The organism is Treponema sp. OMZ 906, from assembly GCF_024181185.1.
Taxonomy (GTDB): Bacteria; Spirochaetota; Spirochaetia; order Treponematales; family Treponemataceae; genus Treponema.
Genome location: NZ_CP051196.1, coordinates 2,566,632 through 2,593,126, shown reverse-complemented (window position 1 = coordinate 2,593,126; position 26,495 = coordinate 2,566,632). Strand labels below are relative to the sequence as shown.

At 47.8% G+C, this 26,495-nt stretch carries 21 protein-coding genes and 1 pseudogene; 17 read left to right on the top strand and 5 right to left on the bottom strand.

Annotation, left to right across the window (positions count from 1 at the left end; genetic code table 11):
- Positions 1 to 6 precede the first annotated feature (6 nt).
- From E4N69_RS11745 to E4N69_RS11735, 3 genes are all read left to right on the top strand, one after another.
- Positions 7 to 3,348 (top strand): tetratricopeptide repeat protein, encoded by a 3,342-nt coding sequence (locus tag E4N69_RS11745; RefSeq protein WP_253823944.1) that lies wholly within the window; start codon positions 7 to 9, stop codon positions 3,346 to 3,348.
- Between the two features lie 47 nt (positions 3,349 to 3,395).
- Positions 3,396 to 4,043 (top strand): deoxyribose-phosphate aldolase, encoded by a 648-nt coding sequence (gene deoC / locus E4N69_RS11740; RefSeq protein WP_253823943.1) that lies wholly within the window; start codon positions 3,396 to 3,398, stop codon positions 4,041 to 4,043.
- A gap of 227 nt (positions 4,044 to 4,270) precedes the next feature.
- Entirely contained in the window at positions 4,271 to 5,173 is a 903-nt protein-coding gene (locus E4N69_RS11735) for an amidohydrolase family protein (protein WP_253714546.1), read from the top strand.
- Between the two features lie 52 nt (positions 5,174 to 5,225).
- On the opposite strand, the gene mnmG is transcribed toward E4N69_RS11735, so the two are convergent.
- Positions 5,226 to 7,127, bottom strand: a complete 1,902-nt coding sequence (gene mnmG / locus E4N69_RS11730; protein ID WP_253824901.1) for a tRNA uridine-5-carboxymethylaminomethyl(34) synthesis enzyme MnmG — start codon at positions 7,125 to 7,127, stop codon at positions 5,226 to 5,228.
- A gap of 590 nt (positions 7,128 to 7,717) precedes the next feature.
- Here mnmG and E4N69_RS11725 point away from each other — a divergent pair.
- From E4N69_RS11725 to ruvB, 5 genes and pseudogenes are all read left to right on the top strand, one after another.
- Positions 7,718 to 9,052, top strand: a complete 1,335-nt coding sequence (locus E4N69_RS11725) for an SUMF1/EgtB/PvdO family nonheme iron enzyme (RefSeq protein ID WP_253823942.1) — start codon at positions 7,718 to 7,720, stop codon at positions 9,050 to 9,052.
- The gene (locus E4N69_RS11720; RefSeq protein ID WP_253823941.1) at positions 9,052 to 9,216 is read left to right on the top strand and encodes a hypothetical protein; all 165 of its coding nucleotides are present in this window, start codon (positions 9,052 to 9,054) and stop codon (positions 9,214 to 9,216) included. The genes E4N69_RS11725 and E4N69_RS11720 overlap by 1 nt, the downstream gene beginning before the upstream one ends.
- 1,391 nt (positions 9,217 to 10,607) lie before the next feature.
- A pseudogene (locus tag E4N69_RS11715) lies at positions 10,608 to 11,152 on the top strand (hypothetical protein).
- 215 nt (positions 11,153 to 11,367) lie between these two features.
- Positions 11,368 to 11,760 carry a thioesterase family protein gene (locus E4N69_RS11710; RefSeq protein ID WP_253823940.1) on the top strand — a complete coding sequence of 131 codons (393 nt, stop codon included), beginning with the start codon at positions 11,368 to 11,370 and terminating at the stop codon, positions 11,758 to 11,760.
- A 90-nt stretch (positions 11,761 to 11,850) separates the two neighbouring features.
- Positions 11,851 to 12,909 (top strand): Holliday junction branch migration DNA helicase RuvB, encoded by a 1,059-nt coding sequence (gene ruvB, locus E4N69_RS11705; protein WP_253714544.1) that lies wholly within the window; start codon positions 11,851 to 11,853, stop codon positions 12,907 to 12,909.
- A gap of 11 nt (positions 12,910 to 12,920) precedes the next feature.
- On the opposite strand, the gene E4N69_RS11700 is transcribed toward ruvB, so the two are convergent.
- Positions 12,921 to 13,907: an RluA family pseudouridine synthase gene (locus E4N69_RS11700; protein ID WP_253823939.1), complete on the bottom strand. Its 987-nt coding sequence runs from the start codon at positions 13,905 to 13,907 to the stop codon at positions 12,921 to 12,923.
- Positions 13,908 to 14,094: 187 nt separating this feature from the next.
- Between E4N69_RS11700 and sufU the strand changes: the two genes are divergently transcribed.
- Positions 14,095 to 14,517: a Fe-S cluster assembly sulfur transfer protein SufU gene (sufU, locus tag E4N69_RS11695; RefSeq protein WP_162664495.1), complete on the top strand. Its 423-nt coding sequence runs from the start codon at positions 14,095 to 14,097 to the stop codon at positions 14,515 to 14,517.
- Between the two features lie 42 nt (positions 14,518 to 14,559).
- Positions 14,560 to 15,741: a haloacid dehalogenase-like hydrolase gene (locus E4N69_RS11690; RefSeq protein ID WP_162664494.1), complete on the top strand. Its 1,182-nt coding sequence runs from the start codon at positions 14,560 to 14,562 to the stop codon at positions 15,739 to 15,741.
- Here E4N69_RS11690 and E4N69_RS11685 read toward each other — a convergent pair.
- On the bottom strand, positions 15,692 to 18,079 hold the full coding sequence (locus tag E4N69_RS11685) for a peptidase U32 family protein (RefSeq protein ID WP_253823938.1): 2,388 nt from the start codon (positions 18,077 to 18,079) through the stop codon (positions 15,692 to 15,694). The genes E4N69_RS11690 and E4N69_RS11685 overlap by 50 nt on opposite strands.
- A 149-nt stretch (positions 18,080 to 18,228) precedes the next feature.
- Here E4N69_RS11685 and E4N69_RS11680 point away from each other — a divergent pair, with 149 nt between their 5' ends.
- From E4N69_RS11680 to E4N69_RS11650, 7 genes are all read left to right on the top strand, one after another.
- Positions 18,229 to 18,588, top strand: coding sequence for a NifB/NifX family molybdenum-iron cluster-binding protein (locus E4N69_RS11680; protein WP_253714539.1), 360 nt, complete (start codon positions 18,229 to 18,231; stop codon positions 18,586 to 18,588).
- Between the two features lie 63 nt (positions 18,589 to 18,651).
- Positions 18,652 to 19,632 carry an AAA family ATPase gene (locus tag E4N69_RS11675; RefSeq protein WP_253823937.1) on the top strand — a complete coding sequence of 327 codons (981 nt, stop codon included), beginning with the start codon at positions 18,652 to 18,654 and terminating at the stop codon, positions 19,630 to 19,632.
- Between the two features lie 3 nt (positions 19,633 to 19,635).
- Positions 19,636 to 21,060: a DUF58 domain-containing protein gene (locus E4N69_RS11670; RefSeq protein WP_253823936.1), complete on the top strand. Its 1,425-nt coding sequence runs from the start codon at positions 19,636 to 19,638 to the stop codon at positions 21,058 to 21,060.
- Positions 21,044 to 23,029, top strand: coding sequence for a transglutaminase TgpA family protein (locus E4N69_RS11665; protein ID WP_253823935.1), 1,986 nt, complete (start codon positions 21,044 to 21,046; stop codon positions 23,027 to 23,029). The genes E4N69_RS11670 and E4N69_RS11665 overlap by 17 nt, the downstream gene beginning before the upstream one ends.
- A complete protein-coding gene (locus E4N69_RS11660) occupies positions 23,026 to 24,864 on the top strand; it encodes a tetratricopeptide repeat protein (RefSeq protein ID WP_253823934.1) in 1,839 nt (612 codons plus the stop codon). The genes E4N69_RS11665 and E4N69_RS11660 overlap by 4 nt, the downstream gene beginning before the upstream one ends.
- 193 nt (positions 24,865 to 25,057) lie before the next feature.
- Positions 25,058 to 25,345: a BrnT family toxin gene (locus tag E4N69_RS11655; protein ID WP_253823933.1), complete on the top strand. Its 288-nt coding sequence runs from the start codon at positions 25,058 to 25,060 to the stop codon at positions 25,343 to 25,345.
- A 1-nt stretch (position 25,346) separates the two neighbouring features.
- A complete protein-coding gene (locus tag E4N69_RS11650; RefSeq protein ID WP_253823932.1) occupies positions 25,347 to 25,559 on the top strand; it encodes a BrnA antitoxin family protein in 213 nt (70 codons plus the stop codon).
- Between the two features lie 125 nt (positions 25,560 to 25,684).
- On the opposite strand, the gene E4N69_RS11645 is transcribed toward E4N69_RS11650, so the two are convergent.
- Complete coding sequence (locus tag E4N69_RS11645; protein WP_253823931.1) at positions 25,685 to 26,104, bottom strand: PIN domain-containing protein; 420 nt, start codon at positions 26,102 to 26,104, stop codon at positions 25,685 to 25,687.
- Positions 26,085 to 26,327, bottom strand: a complete 243-nt coding sequence (locus tag E4N69_RS11640; RefSeq protein ID WP_253823930.1) for a DUF6364 family protein — start codon at positions 26,325 to 26,327, stop codon at positions 26,085 to 26,087. Before E4N69_RS11640 ends, E4N69_RS11645 begins: the two co-directional genes overlap by 20 nt.
- Positions 26,328 to 26,495 lie beyond the last annotated feature (168 nt).

Sequence of the window (26,495 nt, the reverse complement as noted above, 5' to 3'; positions counted from 1 at the left end):
GGGATTATGTCAGACTCACTTGATTTTATCTTTGAACGTGCGAATTCAGCTTTAATTACTCAAGATTTCGAATATGCCGAACGGTTGTTGACCAATGTGCTGAAAAAACATCCGGACATACTACCGAGTGATAAGGAAAAAATTGAGAACTTGTTAGCGCGCGTTTATGGTGATGAAGGTAATCTTGAGCAGTCACTTGCGACTTATCTTTACTTATATGAACGTGCTCCCGATAATATTGAGCTGATGCTGAACCTCGGCCGTATCTATCGCCATTTGGAGCGTTATGAAGAAGCACTCAAGATATTAGAGAAAGCACAGGCGATCGGCGGCGATACCGATGAAGTATTATACAGTCTTGCAAAAACCTATAAAAAGATGGGGGAGTATGCAAAATCTGCTGAGTATTTTTCCCGCGCAATCGAAGTTAAACCTGATCATGCCCATGCCTATGATCGGCTCGGTAATCTGTATGTTTTAACCGGTGAAACGGATAAAGCAATTGAAATATATAAGCAGGGTCTCCGCGTAGACTCTAATCATCCCTATTTGAATTTCCACCTTGCCGGACTTTTATGCCAAGAAAAGAGGTATGAAGAAGCGATTGTATATTACAACTCGGCGCTTCGTGTTAATCCGGCATGGGGGGAAGTATTGACGGGCATCGCTGCTGCCTATTTACAACTGGATAAACTTGATGATGCATTGAATACCTATCGATCGTTGCTTCGTATAACCGGTGAAAATGCTCCGCTTTATACTAAGCTCGGTTATCTTTTTGAAAAGAAACAGCTTCAACAAGAAGCTGAGCAATATTATTATGACGCGTTAGCAATCGATTTCGGATATGCTCCTGCTGCACTTGCCTTAACAAATCTTTTAGAAAAGAAGCAGCGGTATAATGAAGCGCTTCCAATCTTACTTGCTGCGGAATCTGCTCCGGTAAATACCGACAATCATGCACTACGGCTTAAGGCTATCCAAATGTGCATATATGCTAAAGATTATGCAAAGGCTCATGAGCTTTTTGGACGGCTGGACACAGAACACAATAACAGTCTCAATGCTCTTAAATTACGGGGAGAGTTGTATGCCCTTACAGGCGAGGTTGAACGAGCTGAAGAGACATTCAGACAAATATTAAACATAGCGCCGTCAGCGATAGAGTTCCGCCAAGAACTCGCGGAGCAGTATCTTTTGGCGCATAAATATGAGGAAGCTAAGGAGCAGCTGAGGCTCTTCTTGAAGCAAAAGCCGATCGATATTTCCGCATTGATGGCATTAGGTAGAACCGAAGAATTGCTGAATAATCCTCAGGCTGCATATCAAGAATATCAAAAAGTACTCGAATTAAAACCGAATGCTATTGAAGCTCGATCTGCTCTTTCGCGGTTATTTCAAAAACGAGGGGATACGCTTGAGGCATTAAAAACGGCAAATGAGATCCTTAATATGCAAAGCGACTCCGAATCTGATGAACCGGGACAAGATATGGCTGCCTCACTCGATCTCTATGAGCAGGCAGCAGAAAACTATATAGCGGATCCGTTGTTAACCAAAAACCTTGAACAGCTGAAATCTGACGATTCGGATCTTTATATTTCTCCGGCTGAGCTGAACCCGGAGCCAAAACAGAGAATTCCTTCATTACGAGATATATCAATATCCGAGCGAGAACTCCCTTTTGAAATGCTTATCGAAGGGACTGAAGAAGTGAAAGAACTCCCGTCGGAAAAAGACGATGTTTCTATGGACGGTATACAGTTGACAACTGGTCAACAATCGGATATATCCGGTCAGCCCGTATTTCCGTCCCATCCAAGCACGGTATCTGTACCCCATGCATTCGGCGCCGGGAATTTTGATGCTACCGGGCTTGCAGCAACAGGTCGTAGTGCCGGTGACATTCCGCAAGTAAAAACCGGCTTGTCGGATGGCCAAGTAGGTGTAGCAGCCAGTGAGACTTTTGCTTCTCCTGTCGATGAACTTTATCTTAATCCTAATCATCTTGGAAATAGTGCCACCTTTGGTGTAGGCAGTATCTCTCAAAAAAATGCACGCGCATTGCATAAACGCCAAGATCTTCTTCGTGACGAGGTAATACAGGAAAGATTAAAAGATATGGATATCTACGGAACGACAATCGGTTTTTTACAGGATGTCATTTCAGATATTGATAAGCAACTGGATGAAAACCAATATGCGCAGGCAGTCGAGGTTTTGGCTGAAAGGATAGCTGAAAATCTTAGTCGAAAAATACCGCTTCAATCGACCGCTCTAAAGCAAGAACCTGAGGAGCAACCGGTTCAATCGGAAGAACAAACATTGCAAGAATCGGCGGAAATATCTCAAGAAGACAGAGTACCAGCCGCTACCACAGAAGAAGCTATTGCGACAGTAGAGGAAGCCGAAGACACTGCTGCTGCCACAGAAGCAGCAGTAGAAGAAGAAAATACTGCCGCTGTAGCAGAAAAGGAATCCGAAGACACTCCCGTAGAAGAGGAAGCTGTTGCAGTAACAGAAGGGGAGGAATGTCTACAGATTGCCGAACCACAGGAAACTTTCCCGGATACGGAAGAAGATCGTGTGCCGGTTGATAAGGATGTATCGGTGAATGATGATAGTGTTCAGGTTGTCGAAACTGCGGAAGAAGATATTTTTGGCACCGAGGAAAATCAGGCAATTTCACTTGAAACCGAAACTGTTCCGATTGATGAAATAATGGAGCAAGATCATGCCGAAGCGGTTACAGAAGGTGCAGTGGAGGAAGAACCTGTTGATATTCAATCTGATCTAAATCAAGAAGGTGACGCAGAAGTTGCCGTTGAGGATGAAGAAGTTGCTGCTTCCGAAGATTCCGAGATAGAGGAAGAATATGAGTCGAGTGATAACCAAACGCCATTTGTCCTTGATCAGGAACAGCAAAATCTTTTATGGTGCCATGCAAAACATCAGATTAAAGACTCACCTTCATTTGAGCAATATCTTAATACTACCGATCCCGAACAGCTTGCTCAGTTGTTCTTGTATTTGCGTGATTTAGCCGCCTATCTTCCGCAAGAAGAACTCGAAATATTTCTTAACAGCAGTGAAAGAATACAGATATATTATATTATTGCCCGGTTGTCGGGAGAACTGGGACTTAAAGAACGTGCGAATCTTATTAAGCAGGCCTGCAGCGTAGCGAGTGCTCAGCCGCCATATGATGATGTATCAGTATTTAAATTGCTGAGTTATTTACGTGATTTAAGTATTGAGTTGCCGGATCAGGATTTGGGGATAAGAGTAAGACAAGAATTGGAACAATTAATGGCGAATATGTCGGCGGTGTTGCCTGACTTATCATAAGATGCAAAGATACCAAATAGGTGTCTGTTATTTTTTAGGAGAATAACATGGAATTAAATAAGTATATCGATCATACTTTATTAAAGCCTAATGCCGTCGAGGCAGAGCTTGTTACTTTGTGCAAAGAAGCGAAGGAATATCATTTTGCTTCGGTTTGTGTGAATCCTTGCAATGTTGCGTTGGTAAAAAAAGAACTTGCAGGCTCCGATGTTATGACGTGCAGCGTTATCGGTTTCCCATTCGGCACACAGACAACCCAAGTAAAATGTGCTGAGACTGAACAAGCGTTAAAAGATGGCGCTGACGAAATCGATATGGTGATTAATATCGGAAAATTGCTGGAAGGCAATACAAGCTATGTTGAAAAAGAAATTGCTGCGCTTGCCTCAATCTGCCATGCAAAAAAAGCTCATTTAAAGGTCATTGTGGAGACTTGCTATTTGTCCGAAAAGGATATTGCAAATGTCTGTGTTGCGGTTGAACAGGCCGGGGCGGATTTTATTAAAACTTCTACCGGTTACGGTTCGCGCGGAGCATCGCTTGAAGATATCACTTTATTTAAGAAATATCTCAAAAAAGATACCAAGATTAAGGCGTCAGGCGGTATTCGCAGTCGTGAGGATGCGCTTAAATATATTGAAGCAGGGTGTTCAAGGATTGGCACTAGTAGCGGCGTCAAAATAATTAATGGGTAGATGCGCCGATCGATTGCTGTTTTCTCAAGCATGGTGAGTGAATGAATTGAAACTGTCGTATTGATGCCGTACAAATGATATACTTGCGGAGTATCTCGGAGGATATTCCGGCGAATACTATAAGAGTCAGGGGCTTCAAGATTTCCCGATATTTACCGATAATTATACCGTCGGCTTGTCGGAATATGCATGTCGGATATCAGTAGAGGCGCAAAAAGGGTTTTAGAATGAAAGATATTGAGTATTTAAAATCGCGACCAAAGTCGGATACGCATAATCATCTTAATTTGAGCATGAAGTATGAACACTACAAGCATTGGGCGGGTGTGGTTATTCCGAATTTTCCCCGCAAAATGGCAGGTCTCGATGAAATGCATCAAGTAATCGGTTCTTATACCCGCCCGCGCTGTAAAACGGCAAAAGACGTCAAAGCCCTTTTCGAAATGTCCATTCAGGATGCGATTGCCGACAACGTTGTTTGGCTTGAAACGTCAATTGATATCGGTTTTATAAAGCATTACGACAACAATATTGATAAGTTCTTATCGGATGTTTCGAGGCTTGTATCAAAATACAAAAAACAAATTGAAATACGCCCCGAAGTCGGTATTCCGAAAACACTCGACCGAGATTTTATTCGCACGTGGGTATATCCGCTTTTTGAAAGCAAGGTATTTAAGAATGTCGATTTATATGGCCCCGAGGTTTTTGAAGGGATCGAGGATTTCGGTTATATCTTTAAACTGGCCGAAAAACATAATATCAAAAAGAAAGCGCATATCGGAGAATTTTCGGATGCACAATCGGTTCGTAAATTCGTTGAATTTTTTGAGTTGGATGAAGTGCAGCACGGTATCGGAGCCGCTTCTGACGATTCGGTGCTGAAATTTTTAGCCGATCGTAAAATACGCTGTAATGTGTGTCCGATGAGCAACGTGATGCTGAGCGCCGTCCCCAGTTTAAAAGAGCACCCCATCAAAAAAATGATCGATGCGGGAATTCCGATAGGGCTCGGTACCGATGATCTGTTGTTCTTCGGCAAGACAAACAGCGATCAACTCTACGATATGCTGGAATGCGGGCTTATTACCGATGCTGATGCTGAGATGCTGATGGCGGTGCGGGGCTAGGTGATTCGTCTTCTCTGCGATTAGCCGGAGAATATACGAAACTAATCTTTTCTTATTTTATCGCGACCATCAATACCATAATGTCCGAAGGGCGGATGCCGGGAATTCTGCTTGCCTGTCCGATTGTTGTGGGCATTACCCGCTTTAAGCGTGCAAGCGATTCCGTCGAAAGCCCCGAAACCGCATCGTAGTTAAAATTCGGCGGGATGCGGCTCGTTTCCATCTTCTTCATTTTATCAATTCGTTTATCCTGCGCAATAATGTAATGCTCATAGCGGATTTCAAGTTCCGCCGAGTTTTTAATTGTCTCGGAATACTGTGCACTTGCGGGATCGCATCGACAGATCAGCTCAAGCGGAATGAGCGGATCGTGCAGCGCGTCGGCGAAAGACTTGCCGAGATGACACTGCAACGCGGGTTCCGCCTCCACAATGCTGCCGGTAATTTTCACCTCCCGCCAGTGTTTAATAAGCTCACCGCGCTGTGCAAGTTTTTCCTGCAGGCGGGTAAAGGAGCTTTGCTTTTGCAAGCCGATGCGGTATGCACGCTCGGTGAGCCGCTCATCGGCAGTATCGTGCCGGAGCTTGAGCCGGTATTCGGCGCGGGCGGTGAACATTCGGTAGGGTTCATCGACCCCTTGCGTGATAAGGTCGTCGATCATTACGCCAATGTAGGCTTCGTCGCGGCGGAGTGTGAACGGTTCGTAGGCTGCCGGTTGTGCGCTGCTGTGGCTGAAAGCTCGGGCGTACAGCGTTGCGTTGATTCCGGCGATGAGGCCTTGGCCGCCCGCTTCTTCGTAGCCGGAGGTTCCGTTAATCTGCCCCGCGGTAAAAAGCCCTGCGATCCGGCGGGTTTGTAAGTCTGGCCCCAGCTGCAGCGGAGAGACAACTGCATAATCGACTGCATACGCGGGGCGGGTGATTACGGCATCGGCAAAACCGGTGAGGGTGCGGAGCATTTGATCCTGCACATCCTCCGGCAGCGACGAAGAAAAGCCGTTGATGTACAGCTCATCGCTCATCAGGCCTTCCGGTTCGATATACAGTTGGTGCCGCGTGCGTTCGGGGAACTTTCGTACCTTATCCTCGATGGAAGGGCAGTAGCGGGCGCCCGTTGCGTGAATCTTTCCCGAAAAAAGCGGCGAGCGGTGAAAGTTTTGCCGGATAACCTCGTGGGTATGCTCGTTGGTGTAGCAGACATAGCACACTGCCGAGGGGCGGAATATTTCCGCCGTGTCGAAGGAGAACGGGCGCATCACCGCATCCGCCTCCTGTATTTCCAGTTGAGAAAGATCAACGGATTTCCGCAATACGCGGCAGGGGGTGCCGGTTTTGAGCCTGCTCATCGTGAAGCCCTTGCGTGCAAGGGCGCTGCCGAGACCGATCGCCGCTTTTTCGCCGAGGCGGCCTTCTTCCGCTTCGAACTCGCCGATGTAGATTTTCCCTTCCATAAAGGTTCCGGTGGTAAGCACCACCGCCCGTGCGGAAATTGTCCTGCCGCGCGCCGTCAACACCGCTTGTATGGTTCCTCCGTCCACAAGCCCGCTTTCCGCAGTCTGCGAGGAGATAACATCAACAACCGTATCTTGATAAATATGGAGATTTTTTTCTTTTTCGAGGGTGTACTGCGCAGTCTGCGCATATAAGAATTTATCCGCCTGAATGCGGGGCGATTGCACTGCCGGTCCGCGGCTTTTGTTGAGGAGTCGGTATTGAATCATACAAGCATCGGCGAGTTTTCCCATTTCGCCGCCGAGCGCGTCTATTTCCCGTACGATATTGCCCTTTGAAACGCCTCCAATCGAGGGGTTGCAGGACATCCTGCCGATAGTATCAACCGTTTGTGTAATAAGAAGGGTTTGTGCGCCCATCCGTGCAGCGGCGAGCGAGGCTTCGATGCCCGCGTGCCCCCCGCCGACGACAATCACGTCATAGTCCGAATAACGAAAATTCATAGCGGACATTATAGCGAAACGGCTCCTGTTTGTCTGGCATAGATTTGTATTTTCGGCTAAAAAGGAGAACAACTACGTATCAGCGATTTTGGGGATGCGTTTGCCCTTATGCCGTTTGCAGGGATTTGGGTATGGTGAATTTTCCGTATTATCTGTTCTCATTTGATTTCCTTGTTGCGGATATCTATCTCGGTGTGCAGGCAGTAATTCACCTCTTGCATTTGCCGATATTTGCCCCTATACTATTTCTATGCTGAGTCTTAAAATCGGATTACCGCAATATAAAAATTCTCCCCCAAAAGCGCAGATACCCGCATATTTGCAAAAGGTAGTTGACACACATAGCTTTGTCGGCATAATCACTCAGCAACTTAGCAGCAACGTATAATACACAAAACAAAGAAAGGTGTAAAAATCCGATTACAGTAAAGAATACCGGGTTTATCACGGATACTTATCTTTGCAATGAGGATGATTGTATATAAATAGAACATACAATGTGAAACGTTAAGCACTCCACCCGATGTTCTTGCATCGGGTGGACAGTGTTTTTGAAGATATAAAGACAAATTTATAGAGGAGATTTTCGTATGAAAACAAAGGAAAAGGGCAGTACGCTCTTAGGTTTTGCAGTAGGATTGGCACTTGCGGCGCTGATGATAGCAGGCTGTAAGACAAATGTAAGCAGCACCCCTGAAACGTTTGCGGTAACCTTTAGTGTGGATGGCGGCAACGGCAAGTTAAAAGCAAAAGCGGACGGTATAACGGAAACGACAGAAAGTCCTATAACCGTTGAAAAGGGTAAAACCGTAACCTTTACGGCAACGGCTGATTCGGGCTACAGGGTAAAGGGCTGGACGTGCGATGGAGAAGCCGTAAACGGCACGAACGCTTTCTATTCGTTTACCGTTACAAAAGGCGTCGAGGTTAAGGTGAGCTTTGAAAGCAACAGCGTCCCGCCTACACCACCTTCCGGCGATGTTGGTAGTTTTGAAGATACAGGCGACGGCTTTATAAAAATAAGTCCGCCTGCAGCGGGGATTACTGGTAAAGATCCGACATATACATTGCCGGGAACGGGAGATTGGGGGAAAGGGGTATTCCGCGCAGGGCGTAAGGTAAAATTGAGCCCTTATAAGCTTGGCAAAACGGAAGTGCCGTATAAACTGTGGAAAGAGGTATACGATTGGGCGACACAGCCTGCGAATGGATACAAGTTTGCCAATGCAGGAGTAAAAGGTAAAGATGGAAGCGGGACTGAAGAAGAGCCGGTAACGAATGTAAGCTGGCGAGACTGTATTGTATGGTGCAATGCGTATACCCAGAAAATCAAAGGGGAGGGGGAATGCGTCTATCGCAAAAGCAAAACCGATACTACGGTATTAAAAGACGCAACGAAAGGTAGTGAGTGTGATGCGGCGTATGCCGATATGAGTAAAAAAGGGTATCGGCTGCCGACGGAAGCGGAATGGGAATATGCAGCTCGTTGGCAGGGAAGCGACAACACCAATGCTGAACAATACGGGGATGTATGGCTTACCAAACTGAATAGTGCAAGCGGAGCGAAAGCTGACTGGAATAATGCGGATGAGACAAAAGCGGTTGCGTGGTATGGTGATAATTCAGACAGTAAGACCCATCCTGCAGGGGAAAAACGGAAGAATGCACTAGGCTTACACGATATGAGCGGGAATGTATGGGAATGGTGTTTTGATGGGTATGATAGTAATCCTACAGTAAATGATGCTTATACATCCGGCGGATTTGTAGTTGACCCGCAAGGTGCTGCATCCGGTGATAGCCGCGTCATTCGCGGCGGTAGCTGGATCGATAACGCGTTGCGCTGCGTCGTCGGTATTCGGGACAGCTTCAACCCGGACTTTCGCATCCACTTTCTTGGCTTGCGTGTGGCTTGTCGCCCCTGATGAAAAATGTACATCCTTGTACATTTTTCATCGACGAGTTTGAGGCGAAGCCTCAAACGTCGCTGTTGCGTGGAACCAGCGGCATCCATGCCGCTTTTGCCTGTGAGGTTGAGCAGCTGCGGGCTGTTGAGCAGTGTACGTCCGTGTACACTGCTCAACGATAAGTTTTTCTAGCGAAAGACTTACTACTGTTTGGAACCACCGCCGTCCGTGGCGGTATGCGGCGAAACCGAACCGGCAAAATGTGTCGTGTGGTGCAGTGTAGTTTTGAAAAAAAGGTGGAACTACGACAATCGGACAGGATGTCCGTGGTTCCACGCAGTAGCAAGTTTGTTTCAAAAACTTGCTGTTAAAAAAATGTACAGGACGTACATTTTTTAACGATGCGGCTCGAAAAATTTTTATGGGACTTTTCTATGTTTTAGGAAGTGCTCCATTGTACATTGTATTTGTTTAAGCGGTACAATCTTTGCATGGATTTTGATTGCTGTAGTGGTACCCTGCCGTACAAAAGGAAACAAAAAAGAAAAACAACAGGTAAACAAATGGCGAAATGTATAATTAGGTCATTGATAGTGTAATGTATTAAACGGTAGGGACAAAAAAAGGTGCTGATTCCGGTTCTAACCGCGTCAGTATCGCCAAGGATGGCGATTGTCCTATGCAGGAGCGATGTTTTTTTGCGTAAGCAAAAAACTCGCGTTCATATTTTGACAAGGATGTCAAAATATGAACAGGGTGGCAGCTGGAACAATAACGCGAAGAACTGCGTCGTCGGTAAACGGAACAACAACCCCGACAACAGCAACGACAATCTTGGCTTGCGTGTGGCTATGTCCAAGAATTGACGTCCTTGTCAATTCTTGGACGCGAGTTTCGGTAAGCTTCGCCTACCGAAACGTCGCTGCTGCTGACAGGATGTCAGTGGTTCTTCACAGCATCGAGTTTTTCATTAGAAAAACCCGAAGCGCACAAATGTACAAGGATGTACATTTGTGCGCGATGTCATCCGTGGCGGTACTGAGAGCTCACACAAATAGTGTGAACTGTCCCTATCGTGTACAGGAGACTTGTGGTATGGACTCAGGATATCCGTGTTCGTGCGCAGTAATGATAAGAGCTGTACAAATAAAAGGAAGAAACTGTCGGCAAAACTGCGAGTGGCGTACCGTTTCTGGTTTTTTTACTCAAGCCGAAAGGGATATGTCTTGCGCAAAAGAAGAAGAAACGTCTTAAAAACCGTATTAAGCAATACCGCTACAAGCATGAAAGCGGTGTGCGTGGACAGAGGAGGAATATGCTTTGCACATTACCCCTGTGTTGGCTCATGTTGCAATCAGCCGGTGCAGGAGGTATTGCAATAGGATTTTGTAATTAAAAAACTCAAAAATTCTTCATTTCTTTAGCCATTTTTGCATCCGTGCTTTATATATCCTGTTGGAACTACTGCTGTCAGTGGCGGTGCACGGAGGTGAATTACTATGAGAAAACACAACTGCTCAAGCCGATACATCCGTGTACCGGCTTGAGCTACGAGTTTTTGCCCAGCAAAAACATCGCTTCTGCATGGAACCAGCGGCATCCGTGCCGCTTCTCAAAGGATTCAGTCTTTGTTGATCTTTTCAGTAGTGATAGAACTGCAAAAAATAATTTTTTAGCACTGTATAATGCCCTGTATAATACGAATTATCAGTCTACAGCTATATTGCAAAATATACGGCTTAAACAAACAATGTATATGTCATTCGCTAATGATGTATCGTATCTCGTTGATAATAAAATCATCGTGCTTGCAGAACATCAGTCAACCGTAAATCCGAATATGCCATTAAAGAATGCATTAAAAACGATATATTAAGGGAATATTTACAAAGAAAGTCACGGGAGGTTATAAACATGTTAGTAGCTGAATATGATTACGATACCGATATTGCAGTCCAGAGACAAGAAAGTTTAATGCTTGGGATACAGCAAGGAGAAGCTCGCGGTTCCCGCCAAGCAAAGCTTGAAACTGCAAAATTGATGAAAGAGGAAAGGCTTTCGTTGAATTTAATTACAAAAATCACCGGACTCTCTCAAGCAGAAGTAGAAGCACTATAAGAATCAAGCTTTAGCCCCCGTTTTTCTTTAGATGGGGGCGTAGGAGAAGACTTTTCTTTTTATCGAAAAAAAGTCTTCCCCTTGTTTAATTTTCTAAAAGTGAACTTCATTGACTATCGTATCGTGCTCACGGTATAATTTCGACTGGTTTATTTAAAAGAGTAACTGCATCAGATATTTTTTGATACGGTTGCTCTGATGTGTTGGAGACGGTTATGGAAATAGGAATTAAGGGCGATGCCAGCTTTGTTGTTACAAAGGAAATGCTCGCAACTGCGGTGGGCAGCGGAACGGTAGAGGTATTTGCAACACCGGCTATGATTGCTCGAATGGAAGATACGGCAACGCACAGTGTGATGCCGTATTTGGACGAGGGGCAGGCAACGGTCGGTACACATGTGGATGTACGGCATCTTGATGCAACCCCCGAAGGAATGAAGGTGTTCATCCATACCGAATTGGTAGAGATCAATGCAAATGGAAAATTTCTGACTTTTCAAGTTGAAGCACGCGATGAGCACGGTGTGATAGGCAGCGGTATCCATGAACGGGCGATTATCAATGTCGGCCGGTTTATGGAAAAAGTGAATAAAAAGAAAAACGCATAACTCAAATTACATGTAAGGGAAACCTCAAAAAAACGAGATTTTTAGAGGTTCCTACTATTTTAATACGATGAGTATCTTTTAGCAATGCAGATGAACGGCGAAATATATCAGGATAATGAAATAGATGAATTCGGCATTATACGCGGAGAAAAGCGTGCGGGGGATGAAAAAGACCGCGCGTTGCGCCCGCAGCTTTTGAAGGATTTTCAGGGACAGCAAAACATCAAAGAAAACCTGTCGGTCTTTATCAAAGCGGCGCGGAGTAGGGGAGAGAGCCTTGATCACCTTTTTTTGATTGGGCCTCCTGGGCTGGGAAAAACTACCCTTGCGCAAATTACCGCGCAAGAGCTTGGCGTTGAATGCAAGATCACCGGCGCCCCCGCCCTCGATAAACCTAAGGATTTGGCGGGTATTTTGACAACGCTGTCCGAACGGAGCGTATTCTTTATCGACGAAATTCATCGGTTAAAGCCCGCCATCGAAGAAATGCTCTATATCGCTATGGAAGATTATGAGCTTGACTGGATTATCGGGCAAGGGCCGGGGGCGCGGACTGTTCGTATTCCGCTGCCGCCGTTTACGCTGATCGGTGCGACAACTCGTGCCGGTATGGTTTCCAGTCCGCTTATTAGCCGGTTCGGGATCGTGCAGCGCTTTGAATTTTACAGCGACGAAGAGCTTGCTTCCATTATTATGCGTTCCGCCGATATCCTCGAAATTAACATCGGGAAAAAAGCGGCCGTTGCACTTGCCCGCTGTTCCCGCGGAACCCCACGCGTTGCCAATCGGCTGCTGAGGCGTATGCGGGATTTTGCGTTTATCGAAGGCAGTGATACTATCCGCGAAACAACCGTTGCGCAGGGATTGGAAAAATTGCACATCGACCGGCTCGGTTTGGAAAACTATGACCGGCAGATACTCCGCTCTATCATCGAAAACTACGGAGGGGGACCGGTTGGGGCGGAGACCCTTGCGATTTCTATCGGGGAGTCGCAAGATACGCTTGAAGACTACTACGAACCCTACCTTATTCAAACGGGACTGTTGCAGCGTACTCCGCGCGGACGTATGGTTACGGAAAAAGCATACACCCATCTCGGACTAAAAATTCCGGCGTCAGCGGCGCAGACCGGCAGCCTTTTTGAGTAGACCGGCTGCCGCTAGAAGCCATCCGGCAGCGGTGCGCTCACCGTCATTGTGTTTTTGCTAATGGGATGCGAGAATATCAAGCTTTGTGCATGGAGCATTGTGCGCTTGTATTCCGGTGCGCCGTAAAGTGTGTCGCCTAAAATTGGCAAACCGACCGACGCAAGGTGAACGCGGATCTGGTGGGTGCGTCCCGTAAGCGGACGCGCTTCAATCTTGACGGCAGAAATACCGCCGATCATGCAGCGTTCCAAAACTGTAAACTCCGTGCGCGCATACAATCCGCCGTGCGTCGTGCTCAGCTCTCCCCACTTTGCCCGTGTGCTTTTAGGGCTTATGCGCCCGATATTATTCTCTACAAAAAACTTGGAGCCTTTCTCCAAATTACGGTATCGCTGCGTATTTCCCTTGTTTCCTGCAACGGCACATACGGCGCGGTAGATTTTTTGCGCGGTGTGTTTTTCAAATATTTCGTGAACGGCAGCATTTACAGCGCGGTTTTTTGTAAACATAATAACGCCGCTGGTTTCGCGGTCAAGGCGGTGCATGATCCCTGCGTAAGGAGGATTTCGGAGCGCGGCTTTTGTCCATAAGTAGCGTACAACCGCCGCGTGCAGGCAGTCCCGCTTTTCGCCGCCGACAATCGTTTCTTCCGTCGGAAAAAATGCCGGCTTGTTCACGGCAATCAAATTGTTGTCTTCATAAAGCACATCAGCGGCAGTCAATTCAAAGGCAATATCATCCGCCTGTTTTTCAAAGAAGAATTTTTCTTTATCGAATTCGGCGCAGACAATCTGCCCTTGCAAAAGCTCATATGAAGGGCGGCGAATCTGTAGTCCGTCAACACTGACTGCTCCTGCGATAATCATCCGTCGTATTTTTGAATTTGACAGAGGTGTAATAGAAGCGTTTTCAACCGGAACGGATACGGCCTGAACAAGTTCCGAACGTAGGAAAATGTCGAGTCGCGTTTTTGTTTCTATTCGAAACGTGAATTTCATCTGATTATGATAGCCCTTTTGTGAAAGCATATCTAGCTTATTGAGCGTCATTTATCTTTCAATAAGTTTGTATTGCGGTAATGCTTCATTAACATGATTTACTATACTAATGGAACTGTTTTGTGTAAAATTATCACCGAACTTTTTAGATTGAATCTTTTAGGTGATAGCAATAGAGGAGCGGGACGTGAGCATCGAAACGGTATATCAACAAACATTATTGGATTATTCGCGGAGAACCGAACATAAACATCAGTTGGACGGAGCGACCGGTATTGAGCGCGGGCATAATCCCAGCTGCGGCGACGATTTAACCTTGCTGATTAAGCAGAAGGACGGGATTGTTGAGGACGCTTCTTTTTTAGGTGCCGGTTGTGCGGTTTCAACCGCTTCCACCAATATGCTGATCGATTTAATCAAAGGCAAAACGGTTAAAGAGGCGCAGCATTGTCTTGAGGTGTTTTTTAATATGATGGCAGGAAAGCCGCAGTCCGAGGAAGAATTGGAGAGCCTCGGCGATGCGCAGATTCTCAGCTATTTTGCCGAAATGCCTGCTCGTATTAAATGCGCGACACTGAGCTGGCACAGCGCACAGGTTTTGCTTAAATAAGATAATCGGGCCTTTCAGAACAACCTCATCGGAACATCAGACATGGAAACCAAGGCAACGGATAAGACTCATAAAACAAATAAACCGGCATTAACCGGGAATTGGGAGCCGCAGAACAAACTGCGGTTGGAACGCTTGATTGCGGAAAAAGCTTTTGCGGACAATTATGCCGTCTTTGATTGGGATTATACGTGTATCTTCTACGATATACAGGATAGCCTTTTTCTGTATCAGCTTGAACACCTTTGTTTTAACCTGGCGCCCGAACAGTTTGCCGTTACCATTCGGCACGAAATTCCGCAGGATATTCCGCTCGTCGGCTGCTTTAATAGCGAAGGGCGTCAGCTCACTGCAGCAGATCTTTCGGCGGATTTGGATGACCGCTATCGGTTCTTATATCATGCATATCAACATTTGAACGGGACGCTCCCGCTCGAGGAAGTCGTGCAAACCGAGGAATACCTCGATTTTAAGGCAAAAATTCTGACGCTGATGCGGTATGCGGTAACGGTCTGCGATACCGATATTTCTCAATCGGTATGCACGGGATTGACGCTCCCCGAATTAAATAGTCTTGTAGAAAAAACAATTGCCGAAGCGCTTACCGCTGAAATAAAACAATACACGCTCGTATCACCCATGCGGCAGGCAGGGCGAGCCGGTGTTGTTACCGCAACGTACCGGAAGGGGATACGGATACAGCCGGAAATACAAGAGCTGTTCCGCCGTTTTGAAGAACACGGCATTACTCCCTATATCTGTTCTGCCTCGCAGGAGGACGGCGTGCGGGTGTTTGCCTGTAATCCTGCGTATGGCTACTGCCTCCGTCCCGAACAAGTGTTCGGCAGACGGCGGCTGCGGAATGCCGACGGCGTGTTTACCGATGAGCGGGATTACTCCATTCCGCAAACGTGGCGGGAAGGAAAGGCGGATGCGATACGGACGTTGATTGCTCCGCGGCACGGCGGGAAAGCTCCCATCCTTATTGCGGGCGACAGTGACGGCGATTTTTGTATGATGGATGCGTTCAAAAATGAGGCATTGCTGCTTATCCTGTACCGCAATCAAAAGCCGCACGAAAAGCTCTATCCGCTGATACAGCGCGGTTTAGCCGAGCGCAATGCCCCCGATGCATCGATTATCGTACAGCATCGGAATGAAGAGACGGGGCTATTTATTTCCGGTGTGTCTGATTGTGCCGACGGTTCTGTGAACGTCCTTTAGGCGGTTTTGCTCGTCCGCCGGAGTTTTTGGGGCCGCGCTCTGCCGCCGATTTTTGCCCCAGCTGTTTGAGCTCTTCTACCCGCTGTGGATCGTAGAAGCCTTCCTTCCAGTTAAAGCGCACCGAGTCGGGGAGGGGAGTGCCGCTCCGCAGCGACTGTAAAATAAACCGATAAGCGCGGCGTTCAACGCTCGTATGCGAAAAATCCAGCAAAAAGCGTGAGAACTGATGATGCTGTAAGGCGTGGTATCGGTCTACAACCGAGAACGGCTTGTCGGACAGCACAAAAGAGGCGGACGGTGTAGAAAAAGCTCTGAATGCCTCGCCTTGCTTGTCGGAAAAGTAGAGAAAGTTGTAGTTTTTCGGCAGCGTAAAGCGCATCCTGAACAACACGGAATACGAAAAAAGCGGCAGCAGTACCTGTGGACGCAGCTCCGGCGCAAACACCGTTTCGATATTCGCCTGAGAGCTTTCGGCAGGGGGAATGTAAGCACAGATGCCGTTCTCCTGCAGCCACGAAACCGCCCAGCAGTTAAAGGTATAAAGGTACGGTCCCGCAACTAAAAAGTTCTTTTTATTGCGGAGCATGGAAATATGCGCCGGATTATTCACGATAAATTGTGTATACCCCTGTACGGTTAGCTGTTCAAGCTGTTCTGCAAGGATCGGTTCCTGTTCCTGCGGCACAAAGGGATCAAGCGAAATAAAAATTTCCCGTTTGGAGAACGGCAGCGGTTTTGCCTGTTGCTGATTTTGCTGCTGCGGATTGGGCTGTTGTCCAGCCAGCGCCGGATAGGTGTCCTCATTCAAATTGATAATAACCCGCACCGGTTTATCCGCAAGGATGGTATGCAAATCTGCAATGGAAGAAACTTGAACGTAGAGCCCTTCGGGGAAAATATCCGCAGGCTTTTTCGCAAGGCTCTTTTTGACGGGTGTCGCAGATGGTGCGGTTGTCGCAGCCGCTGATTTCGCCGGCAGTGCAGCTCCGGCAGGTGTCGCGGTTGCTGGTTTTGAAGGCGCGGACTTGCTTGTATCGCCGAGCGTCGGGAAGCCTGCTTCGAGTGTCAGCATCGGTAGCGCTTCGTCGTTGGGCTGTTTGCGGTATTTTTCGAGCGAGGCTGGCAGCAAACGAGGGTAGCGTTTGGTCATCGCCTTGGTCTGCAAAAGATATACGCTGTCGCCTTTGCCGGAATCCGCAGGCAGTTGCAGCCATGCACCGGATTTGCTTTCCATTATATCCTGAATTTTCCAGCTTTCGCGTCCGCTGTCGTCCTTCTTATGAATGCGCACCGAGTCGCCTTTTTCCGGCGTATAATGTCCGTCTTTCAGCTGTACATAGTGTACCGCCCTCGTGCCGTCTTTGAACGGGACTTCCTCCACGGCGCCTTTTTTAATGCCGTCGATAATGCCGAGGTAGATGCCGGTGCCGCCCGCCTGATCGGGGTTGAGCACCTCTTCCGCGCGGGCGCTTTTAAAGCGATAGCTTGTCTTTTTCCGTGCAAAGTCGTTCGCTAAAATACGCTTGCCCGTTTCGATCGCCGCCTTTTTATCGGCTTCCCAGTTGTCGATGACATACCGGTAGGCGGACACCACCGTGCCGACATACTCGGCGCTTTTCATTCTTCCTTCTATTTTAAATGAGGCAACGCCTGCCTGAATCAAATCGGGGATATACTCGATGAGCTGTAAGTCCGCAGGGGAGAAAAAGTAGCCTTCCCGGTCGCCCTCCGGCTCATGCGCCGTGTAGAGGCGGCGGCACGCTTGGGTACACATCCCGCGGTTTGCCGACTTTCCGCCGAGGTAGCTCGAAAACAGGCAGAGTCCCGATTCGCTGACACAGAGCGCCCCGTGTACGAATACTTCCAGCTCGCAGGAGGTGTTGGCATGGACAGCGCGGATTTCTTCCAAGCTCAGTTCCCGGGCAAGAACCGTCCGCGACACCCCCCAGCGGCTCATCGCATTGGCTGCCTTTGCACTCGCAATATTGAGCTGTGTTGAGGCGTGGAGCTTGAGATTCGGAAAGTGTTTGTGCGCCATCTGGATTAGCCCGAGATCCTGCACGATAATGCCGTCCGGGCCGACATTGTTGAGATATGCCAAAAACCGGTAGAGCCGCTCCATCTCATTCTCGGTTACAACCGTATTGACGGTAACATATATTTTTTTATTCCGCTTATGCAGTACATCAACCGTTGCCTCAAACTGATTCCACGCAAAGTTTGAAGACCGCATACGGGCATTAAAGCTTTTTAAACCTAAATAAACGGCGTCCGCCCCTTCCGCAATCGCTGCTTCCAATGCTTCGGGATTCCCCGCCGGCGCTAATAACTCGACCATCCTGCCATCATACCGAAAAATTACGGCGCTGCATAGATATGGGGTGACCGGTTTTATCGGATTATCTGGGAAAGCGTGAGGGGTATTGATCCTCGATGATTATACCAACCTTTAGACAGCCCTCATGAATTATGATACACTCAACCAATATGAAAATCGCAGTGACTTATGATATTTTAACGAATTCGATTTTCCAGCATTTTGGAAAAACAGAGCATTTTAAGGTTTACACAATTGAAGCCGGAAAAGTAACGAAAACTGAAGTAATCGATAACGGCGGTTTCGGGCATCATGATTTGGCAACCTATCTTAAAAGTCTTGGAGTTGAAACGCTCATCTTAGGAAACCGCGGACAGGGTGCGATTGATGCGCTGAATAACGCCGGAATTCATCAGCTGGCGGGAATTACCGGCTCCCCGGATGAAGCTGTCGCAGCTTTTTTAACAGGCACATTACAGGATGATCCGAATGCTCAATGCAATCATCATGGGGAACATCATCACGAATAGGATAGGACAGTACCTCTTTTTATAAAGTTGAGGTGTTCCGCATACTATGCTATAATCTCCGCTATGAATACCGAAAAAACGGCGGAACGGCTTCTTTCCGCACTGGAAAAAGCGATTAAAGGAAAGAAGGATGTTCTCCGTCTTTTTATTACCGCATATCTGACCGGCGGGCATGTTCTTTTAGAGGATGTGCCGGGCGTCGGGAAAACCACACTGGTAAAAACATTTGCAGCGCTCATCGAAAAAGACGGGCAGCCGGCGCGGTTCAGGCGTATCCAATGCACCCCCGACCTTTTGCCCTACGACATCACCGGTGTGGAAGTCTTTAATGCAGGGCTGAATACCTTTGAATTTATGGAAGGCCCGGTGTTCGCAGATATCCTGCTTGCGGATGAGCTGAACCGCACCCCGCCGAAGGTACAGTCCGCCTTGCTGGAAGCGATGGCTGAGCGGCAGGTAACCGCCGGTACGGTAACCCGTCCGTTAAGCCCTTACTTTTTTACGGCGGCTACGCAAAACCCTGTGGAAAGTTTAGGTACCTATCCGCTTCCCGCCGCTCAGCTGGATCGGTTCAGTATATGCCTGTCGATCGGCTACCCCGATGAAGAAGCGGAAACCGAATTGCTGCATGAACAAACGCACCTTCCCGCTGCAGAACCGGAGCCGGTTACGCCGGTTGTTTCCATAGAGGATATCGCAGCTTCGCGGGAAGAACAGCGGCAGGTATTTGTGCATCCCGTACTCGAGAAGATAATCGCGCGAATCGGAAAAGAGACCCGTGCCCATCCTGCGTTTAGGCTCGGCACATCGCCTCGCGCCGGTTTGCATTTACTGTACCTCGCCCGCACCTTTGCGCTTGTCAACGGACGCAATTGGGTTGAGGACGGAGATATCCGCACACTTAGCTCCCTCGTACTTGCTCACCGGTGCTTGATAAAAACCGGCGACGGCTCGGCTTCGGAACTCATCAGCAGCATCACCGAAGCGGTTATCCGCACCGCCGACAAACAAACGGATTGGACAAAACCGGCTGAGGCACAATAAGGCATGATGCGGATACGGATTACGAGGCACGGCGCAGTATACACCGTGATGGGTGCGCTACTTTTAATAAGCGGCTTGCTCCGCGGAGAGCTTTTGAGCGCGGTATGCGGCGGGGTACTTATGCTCTATGCCGGTTTCGCTGCCGCTGCTGTAGCGGTTACCGCCCTGTGTTGGAAATCGGAAGAACCTGACCTTGCCTCAGACGGCGGCGGCTTTACGGTTACTCCCGCCTGTTCCAAAACCGTGCAGTCAGAATCTGCAAAGACCTTCCCGCCTTGTGTTCCCGGAACCGCAGCCTTTTATACCATTGAATTTTCACTATCGCCTGAACCTACCGCAGAAACGGCCGCATGTCTTTCCATTCCCTTGCAGGGAATACAAACAAAATATCATCCTGAAAATCTAACCCGCGGACGGTACTTTTATAAACGGCTGTATCTCAATATCCGGGACTTTGCCGGTTTTTTTGCCGCGGCATATACGCAGCCGCCTTGCCTGTCCGTGCCCTACATTGTAGTACAGCCGGTGATTCCGCCGCAAAAAGCGGTATTTCCCGACCTCCGTTCCCGCGCCGTAAACGATCTGCCCTCACAAGAGCGCACGCATGAACTCTATGAATCCCGTCCGTATTTTCCCGGCGACGATCCGCGGAAAATTCACTGGAAGCTCTATGCACATACCAATACGCTTTCCATAAAGCTCGGTGCTTTTGAACCGCCGCCGGTTAAGCGCTTAACGATATATATAGAAGAGCCGGTGTGCATGAAAAAAAAAGAACGGGCTTGGGTTGCTTCCATTTTTGATGCCTTTATCGGCCGCCTTTCCGGCGTGATTATAGAGCTGCTCAATGCCGGAATCCAATGCTCTCTTCTATTATATGATTATCCGCAGCAGTCCTTGCAGCGGTACGAGATAACCGAGGAAGGCGCGTCCGCTGCTGCTGCGCAGATACAAACTCTGCTAGCCATACCGGCGCTCCGTGCTTCACCGGAAGCGCTTCCCGATGCGGCGGCGGTCTTTAGTGCAGTGCCGGACGGCGGGGAACTGTTATACTGCTATATGCCGACCGGAGGCGTCCTTCGAAATGCGTCTGTTGCGCCGTTTCGCCCACCGCATACAGAAGGTATAACCGGCGGCGGCGAACACATCGCAGCTTACCAAAATATTGCCGCTTACCGGAAAATCACCGCTTACAGCCGGAGCGGCGTTGAAACGTTGTTTTGCGTTGCCGTGCCGCCGGTATCGGAAAACTGTATGCAGGCTGATGAGCTAGCGCATCGTGTTCTTAGCCGGAGGGGGATACACCGGCTGCTGTATTCTTCCGCCGCTTCCGCACGGCAGGATGCTTTTTATCGAAAGGTGCAGGAAGCTGCCGAACGGGAACTCCGTATCTTTACCGCAGGAAATTGCCATGCAGAACTACTCTAAACCTGCCGCCGTGCTCCGTATATGTTCACTCCTGCTGCTCCTTTCGGTACCGTATCGCTATCTTGCCGGTATTCTGCCCGCAGCGGCACTGCCGGTATGGGGGCTTTGCTGCACGGCGGTAATTCACTTTCTGTATAGAAAGGGAATTCGTGCGGAAGCGGCGGGGATTATCGGCTTTTCCGCCGCGCTGCTTATCCCTGCATGTGTCCTCGGCTTGCTCGCGTTGATACCGCAGCTTATTGCGGATACTCTCTTTTTGCGCATCAAGCTGATATTCGGCTTACTTGCGCTCACCGCCTTCATCAGCGTTACCTCAACAGCGCTGTTCATTTCTACCGAACGGTGGCGGCGCTATGAACCGCTTGTTGCTATTCTCGTGTTCTCCCTGCTGTTTTTTCCGCAGCAGCACTATCGTCTGACAGCCTTTTCCCATCCGCTCTTTGCGGCGGGCTTTGCCGGTGTTTTCATGCTGCTTCAAATAACCTTGCTCTGCATTCCGTTTTTAAAACGCAGACGGTTCGCAGCGTTTGCAGTCATCTTTATCGGTTTAACGGCGGTTTTGCTTGCGCTCCTCATCAGGACATTTAATAAAGGCTCCGTTGGTAATAATGGCGGACTGCTCGAACAAAAGCTTTTCGAGTTCGATTTTTCTCAGTTTCTGCAGTTGCAGGATGAGGTAAAAATGAACACCAATCTGGTGATGGTGGTGCATGTTGATCAGGAATATGATTCACACTTGTTCCGCCGTATGTACCTGTCCGGCTGGAGTCCGCAAAAAGGTTTTTACGAAAAGTCGGCGCCCGGCGAACCGGAGCAGCCTCTGCGGATTACTCAGCAACCGGCGGAACTTCCGCATCAGTCTTTCCTGTGCCGCGAGCGGGTCAGTCAAGAAATATTTACCGTCAACCTTGATCCCGATTCCCTTGTCGCGCTCGATTATCCGCTGTCGGTAACGCCGTATACGGTTTGGGACACGGTGAGTTTTAAAGGCGCTTACAAGGCGGAAAGCGAGGTGCTGCACGGTGTGCCGCTCGACCTTATTACGGCGGAGCCTCCGTCGGGAAATCCGGCAGAGGGGCTATCGGCGGAAGCCTTGCGTTTTTATACGACCGTAGATTCCGGCACAAAGGCGCTGCTCTTTCCTATCGCGGAATCGGTTACCGCTCCCTTTGCGCTCTACTATGATAAGGTCTACGCCTTGCTCGACTATTTCCGCGAAGGCGAGTATCGATATTCGCTTCGTCCCGGGCAGGCTCCCGATGGCGATCAGCTCCGGTATTTTGTAACCGAATCGAAAAAGGGCTATTGCTCGTACTTCGCCTTTGCGTACTGCCTCATGCTCCGCAGCCTCGGCATTCCTGCGCGGCTCGCCGCCGGTTTTTTTCTACAGCCTGAATCGGGTATCCTCAATTATTATCCGGTGCGGGCGAATATGGCTCATGCGTGGGTGGAAGTCTTTTTCCCCTATCTCGGCTGGGTGGATATAGACCCGACCACCGAACAGCTCGCGGACGGTGAATCGCTCGATTTTTCTTTTCAGGCAGGCGGCGATCAATTTACGCAGCTCCTCGACGAAATTCTATTAAACCGCTCGGCGCTCCGTATTAGGCACGGCGGAACGCTTTCGGCAGCAGAAGCCCAAACCGTTGCTCAGCGTGTTTCGCAGTTCTTTAAAATGCACCGAGGAATACTGTTCTGCATTGCTGTGCTCGTTGTGCTTCTCTTGTACGGCGCCTTCCGCGCCTATCCGTATCTGATTATCAGATTTTCAAGGAATAACCGGAAAATCATTCTCACGCTGAAGCGGCTGCATAAGCATCCGAGCGATGCCTTTTACGCACTCACTCAAAAAGCAAAGTTTGCGCCGTCCTGTACCGATGAAGATATTGCGATTGCAAAGCAGCTCTACCGCTTGGAGAAAAAGCAGAGAAAAAACGCTTGGCATCGAAGTCGGAGGGACGGCAAATGAAAGCACAATACCGAAAATACCGCCCGACCGATAAACATCATAACGGCCATGCATCACGGAACGGGCTGCTCCTCGTGGTGTTTTTGTTTCTATTACCATTGTACCTCTTCCCTGCATCGGGTACATCGAACGCTGATGAGTTGCTGCAAAAAGCGGACGCGGCGGTGCAAGCGGAAAACTGGGATACCGCTGCTGCGCTGCTCGAAGAAGGTATCGCGCGATACCCGACAAATGAGCTTTTCCAACTCAAGCTCGGCGATATGTATTTTAGCAACGGACTGTACGAACCCGCATACCGCCGCTTTACCGAAGGCCTGCGTATCAACCGATACAACATCAAACTTCTGTACGGCGCAGCGAGCGCAGCAGCGGCGTTGAATAAAGCAGAGGAGGCGCGCGGTCTTTTGCACGAATATCTTTCGTATAATCCTACCGATATTTTCGGATGGTCAACGTACGGATGGCTCTGTTTTAAAACGCACCGAACCGATGAGGGGATTAAAGCGATGCTCGATGCCCGCAGCAGCTACGGCGACGACGGCTGTATTGCGAACGCGCTCGGAAATCTGTACGGCGAACTCTTCGACTACCGGAATGCGGCGCTCTATTACCGGAAAGGCATTGAACTCGCGCTGCGAAACGATTCGCTATACTCGGCCTCGGTGTATTCCTACAACAAGGCAATCTTGGAAACCGAATTCTATCATTTTGATCAAGCTGAAGAAGATGCCCGCAATGCTTCCGACTATTTTTCACGCTCATCGGGATATTTGATTCTCGGAGAGCTTGAAGAGCGGAAAAATAATTTTGACCGTGCGATTGCCTATTATGCGCAATCGACAAAAGATAATTATACGCCGCTGCCGCTGATCAATCTTGCAAAAATCTATCTGCGGATGGGGCATTGGGAGCAAGCGGAACGCTATATTACACAGATCGAGCGGGTTACCGACTATTCGTGGATTGCGAACTTCGGGATGAGTACCGCGCAGTTTTATACTGAGTTGTACGGCCTGTATCAGACATTATACGAAAAAAAATATGCAGCGGAAAAGATGCGGATACCTGAAAGCGCCAAGGATTTTTTTGTCCGGTCTAAAAATCTTACAAAGTATTCTGCTTTGATTCGATATTATCGAGCGGCTTTTAGTATACATAATTTGAAATTGGCAAAGGAGTACACGATAGCGGATACGGACGGCAATACGCACGGGTTGTATAAAAACAGCTTCTATTATCGGGCATTTCAGTCGGTACCGTTTAAGGCGCGGCGGTATTTACGCCGTGCGGAAGCGCTGGAAACCTCGGTTATTCCGGAGGCGCGTCCGTCATACATTGCCGAAAAAGGTATCCTGCTCCGCGATGAACAACTGCTGCGGGAAGCGCTGGATGCCCTCGACCCCGTATGGGAGAAAGAACTGCGGGAACAAGCTGCCGCGACGCTGATACTCTGCACAAGAAACGCCGAACTGAAAACCGCGTTCTATCAAGAGCTGCTGCAAAGCAATCCCGCCTGCTTTCCGGAACATTGGATACGGTTGCCGGTTACGCTGACCTGTACCGGTGCAGACGAACGGCTCAGCAAACGAACCGAGAAACGCATCGCCGCCGCTTTAAACAAATCGTTATTTACGGTTTCCGAACACGCGCCGTTTTCCATCACGGCAGTATGTACCGAAAGCAGCATCCGGCTCAGTCTTATCGGCCAAGACGGCATCATCTATTTCCGCTATGAACATCCCGCTCCCGTTGCCGATAACCATGAGGCAGCAGCCTGCGTCAACCATTTTGCTGCGCGACTGTTTAGAGTTGCTGTGAATAGAGGTACAAATTAATAATTGAGAATTAATTGCGGACAAACAGTCTCATCAGCGTAAAAACAAGATGTCCGGCAGTTTGATGATTTTGTTTCCGTAGCTTCAAGTTTCCTTTACCGAAGTTATCATACGGTATTACATCGATAATCGGCAGATCATGGAACAGCTCTTTTTATATTGACGAAAGCAAAGGGGGAATTATAATATAATTATGGATTCAATAATTTTTGAATGGGATCCGGTAAAAGCAGATTTGAATTACGCAAAGCACAAAGTAACTTTTGAGGAAGCAAAAACCGTATTTTATGATGAAAATGCACTATTGATTGCAGATCCTGATCATTCAAATATAGATGAAGATCGGTTTATTATGCTTGGCTTGAGTTCAGAAATGCATATGCTGCTCGTTTGTCATTGCTATAGAGAAAATGACAGAATCAGAATAATTTCTGCAAGAAAAGCAAATTTACAGGAAGCAAAACAATACGGAGGTAATTAATATGAGAGACGATTATGATTTTTCAAACGGAATCAAAAATCCCTATGCAGATAAATTAAAGAAACAGATTACCATCCGTCTTGATGACGAAGTAATTAATTATTTTAAAAATATGGCAGAGGAAACAGGTATGCCGTATCAGAATATAATTAATTATTATCTAAAGGATTGTGTAAAAGAAAAAAGGCACTTGGAAGTTGCATTTCGGAAATAGACGATGCCGGCATATCCATTCCCCATCACAATCAACAACCCCGACGCAAGCGTCGGGGTTGTTGTTCTCATAAGGTGGTTGCAGTCGGCTTTAATACCCTTTGTTACGACGCAAGCGTCGGGGTATTAAACCCTCCGCACGAATAAAAAGAACTGTTCAGGTGTGTATGTCGGAATGCGTGATAATTTAAAATCGGAAATATTACGGGAAAGTATATAATCAATATTGAATTTAACGGCACTGACTTCGATTACTGCGTCTTGATAATCCGTTATTGGTGATAGTAATGAAGCTCTCAGTATTGTTTCATCAATTGGAATAATCTGAAAAATATCAAACAATGTTGAAATAGTAGTTACTACTTTATTTTTATCTTTTTGTTCTTTGAATAAGAAATATGATAATGTTGTAACTTCATGTGCACAAATGTAGCCCGTTAATACACTTTCAGCGCACATATTAATGAGTCGCGCAGCTTCTTGATGAAAATTTCGTTTGTTTAAAAAATCAAGAATGATATTTAAATCAATGAGCACTTTTTTCATTGAATATTTGCCTTAATTCGTTTTTATCCGGAATGGGTGAGGTATGAAAGATTCCGTATAAAGCCTGTACTTTTGAATGGAGCGGCTGCGTTTGGTTATTTGTTTTTAATTTGCTTAAATATTGTTCAAATAACTTTGAGATGGATAAACCGTTTTGACGAGAATATGTATGGGCGAAGTTAATGAGTTCATCGTCGATATTAAGTGTCAGTTTTTTTTGCATAGCCCTCTCCTACGTATAAAATATAATAATACACGTAATAATTGTCAAGGAATCGAATTTTACCGCTGCTCACCTTACACCTCCGAAATTTCATATAGAAAGAATACGTCTGCTTTAAGTATTTCCGTTATATTTGCCCTGCCTATCTTGAATTTTCCTCTTGACTTT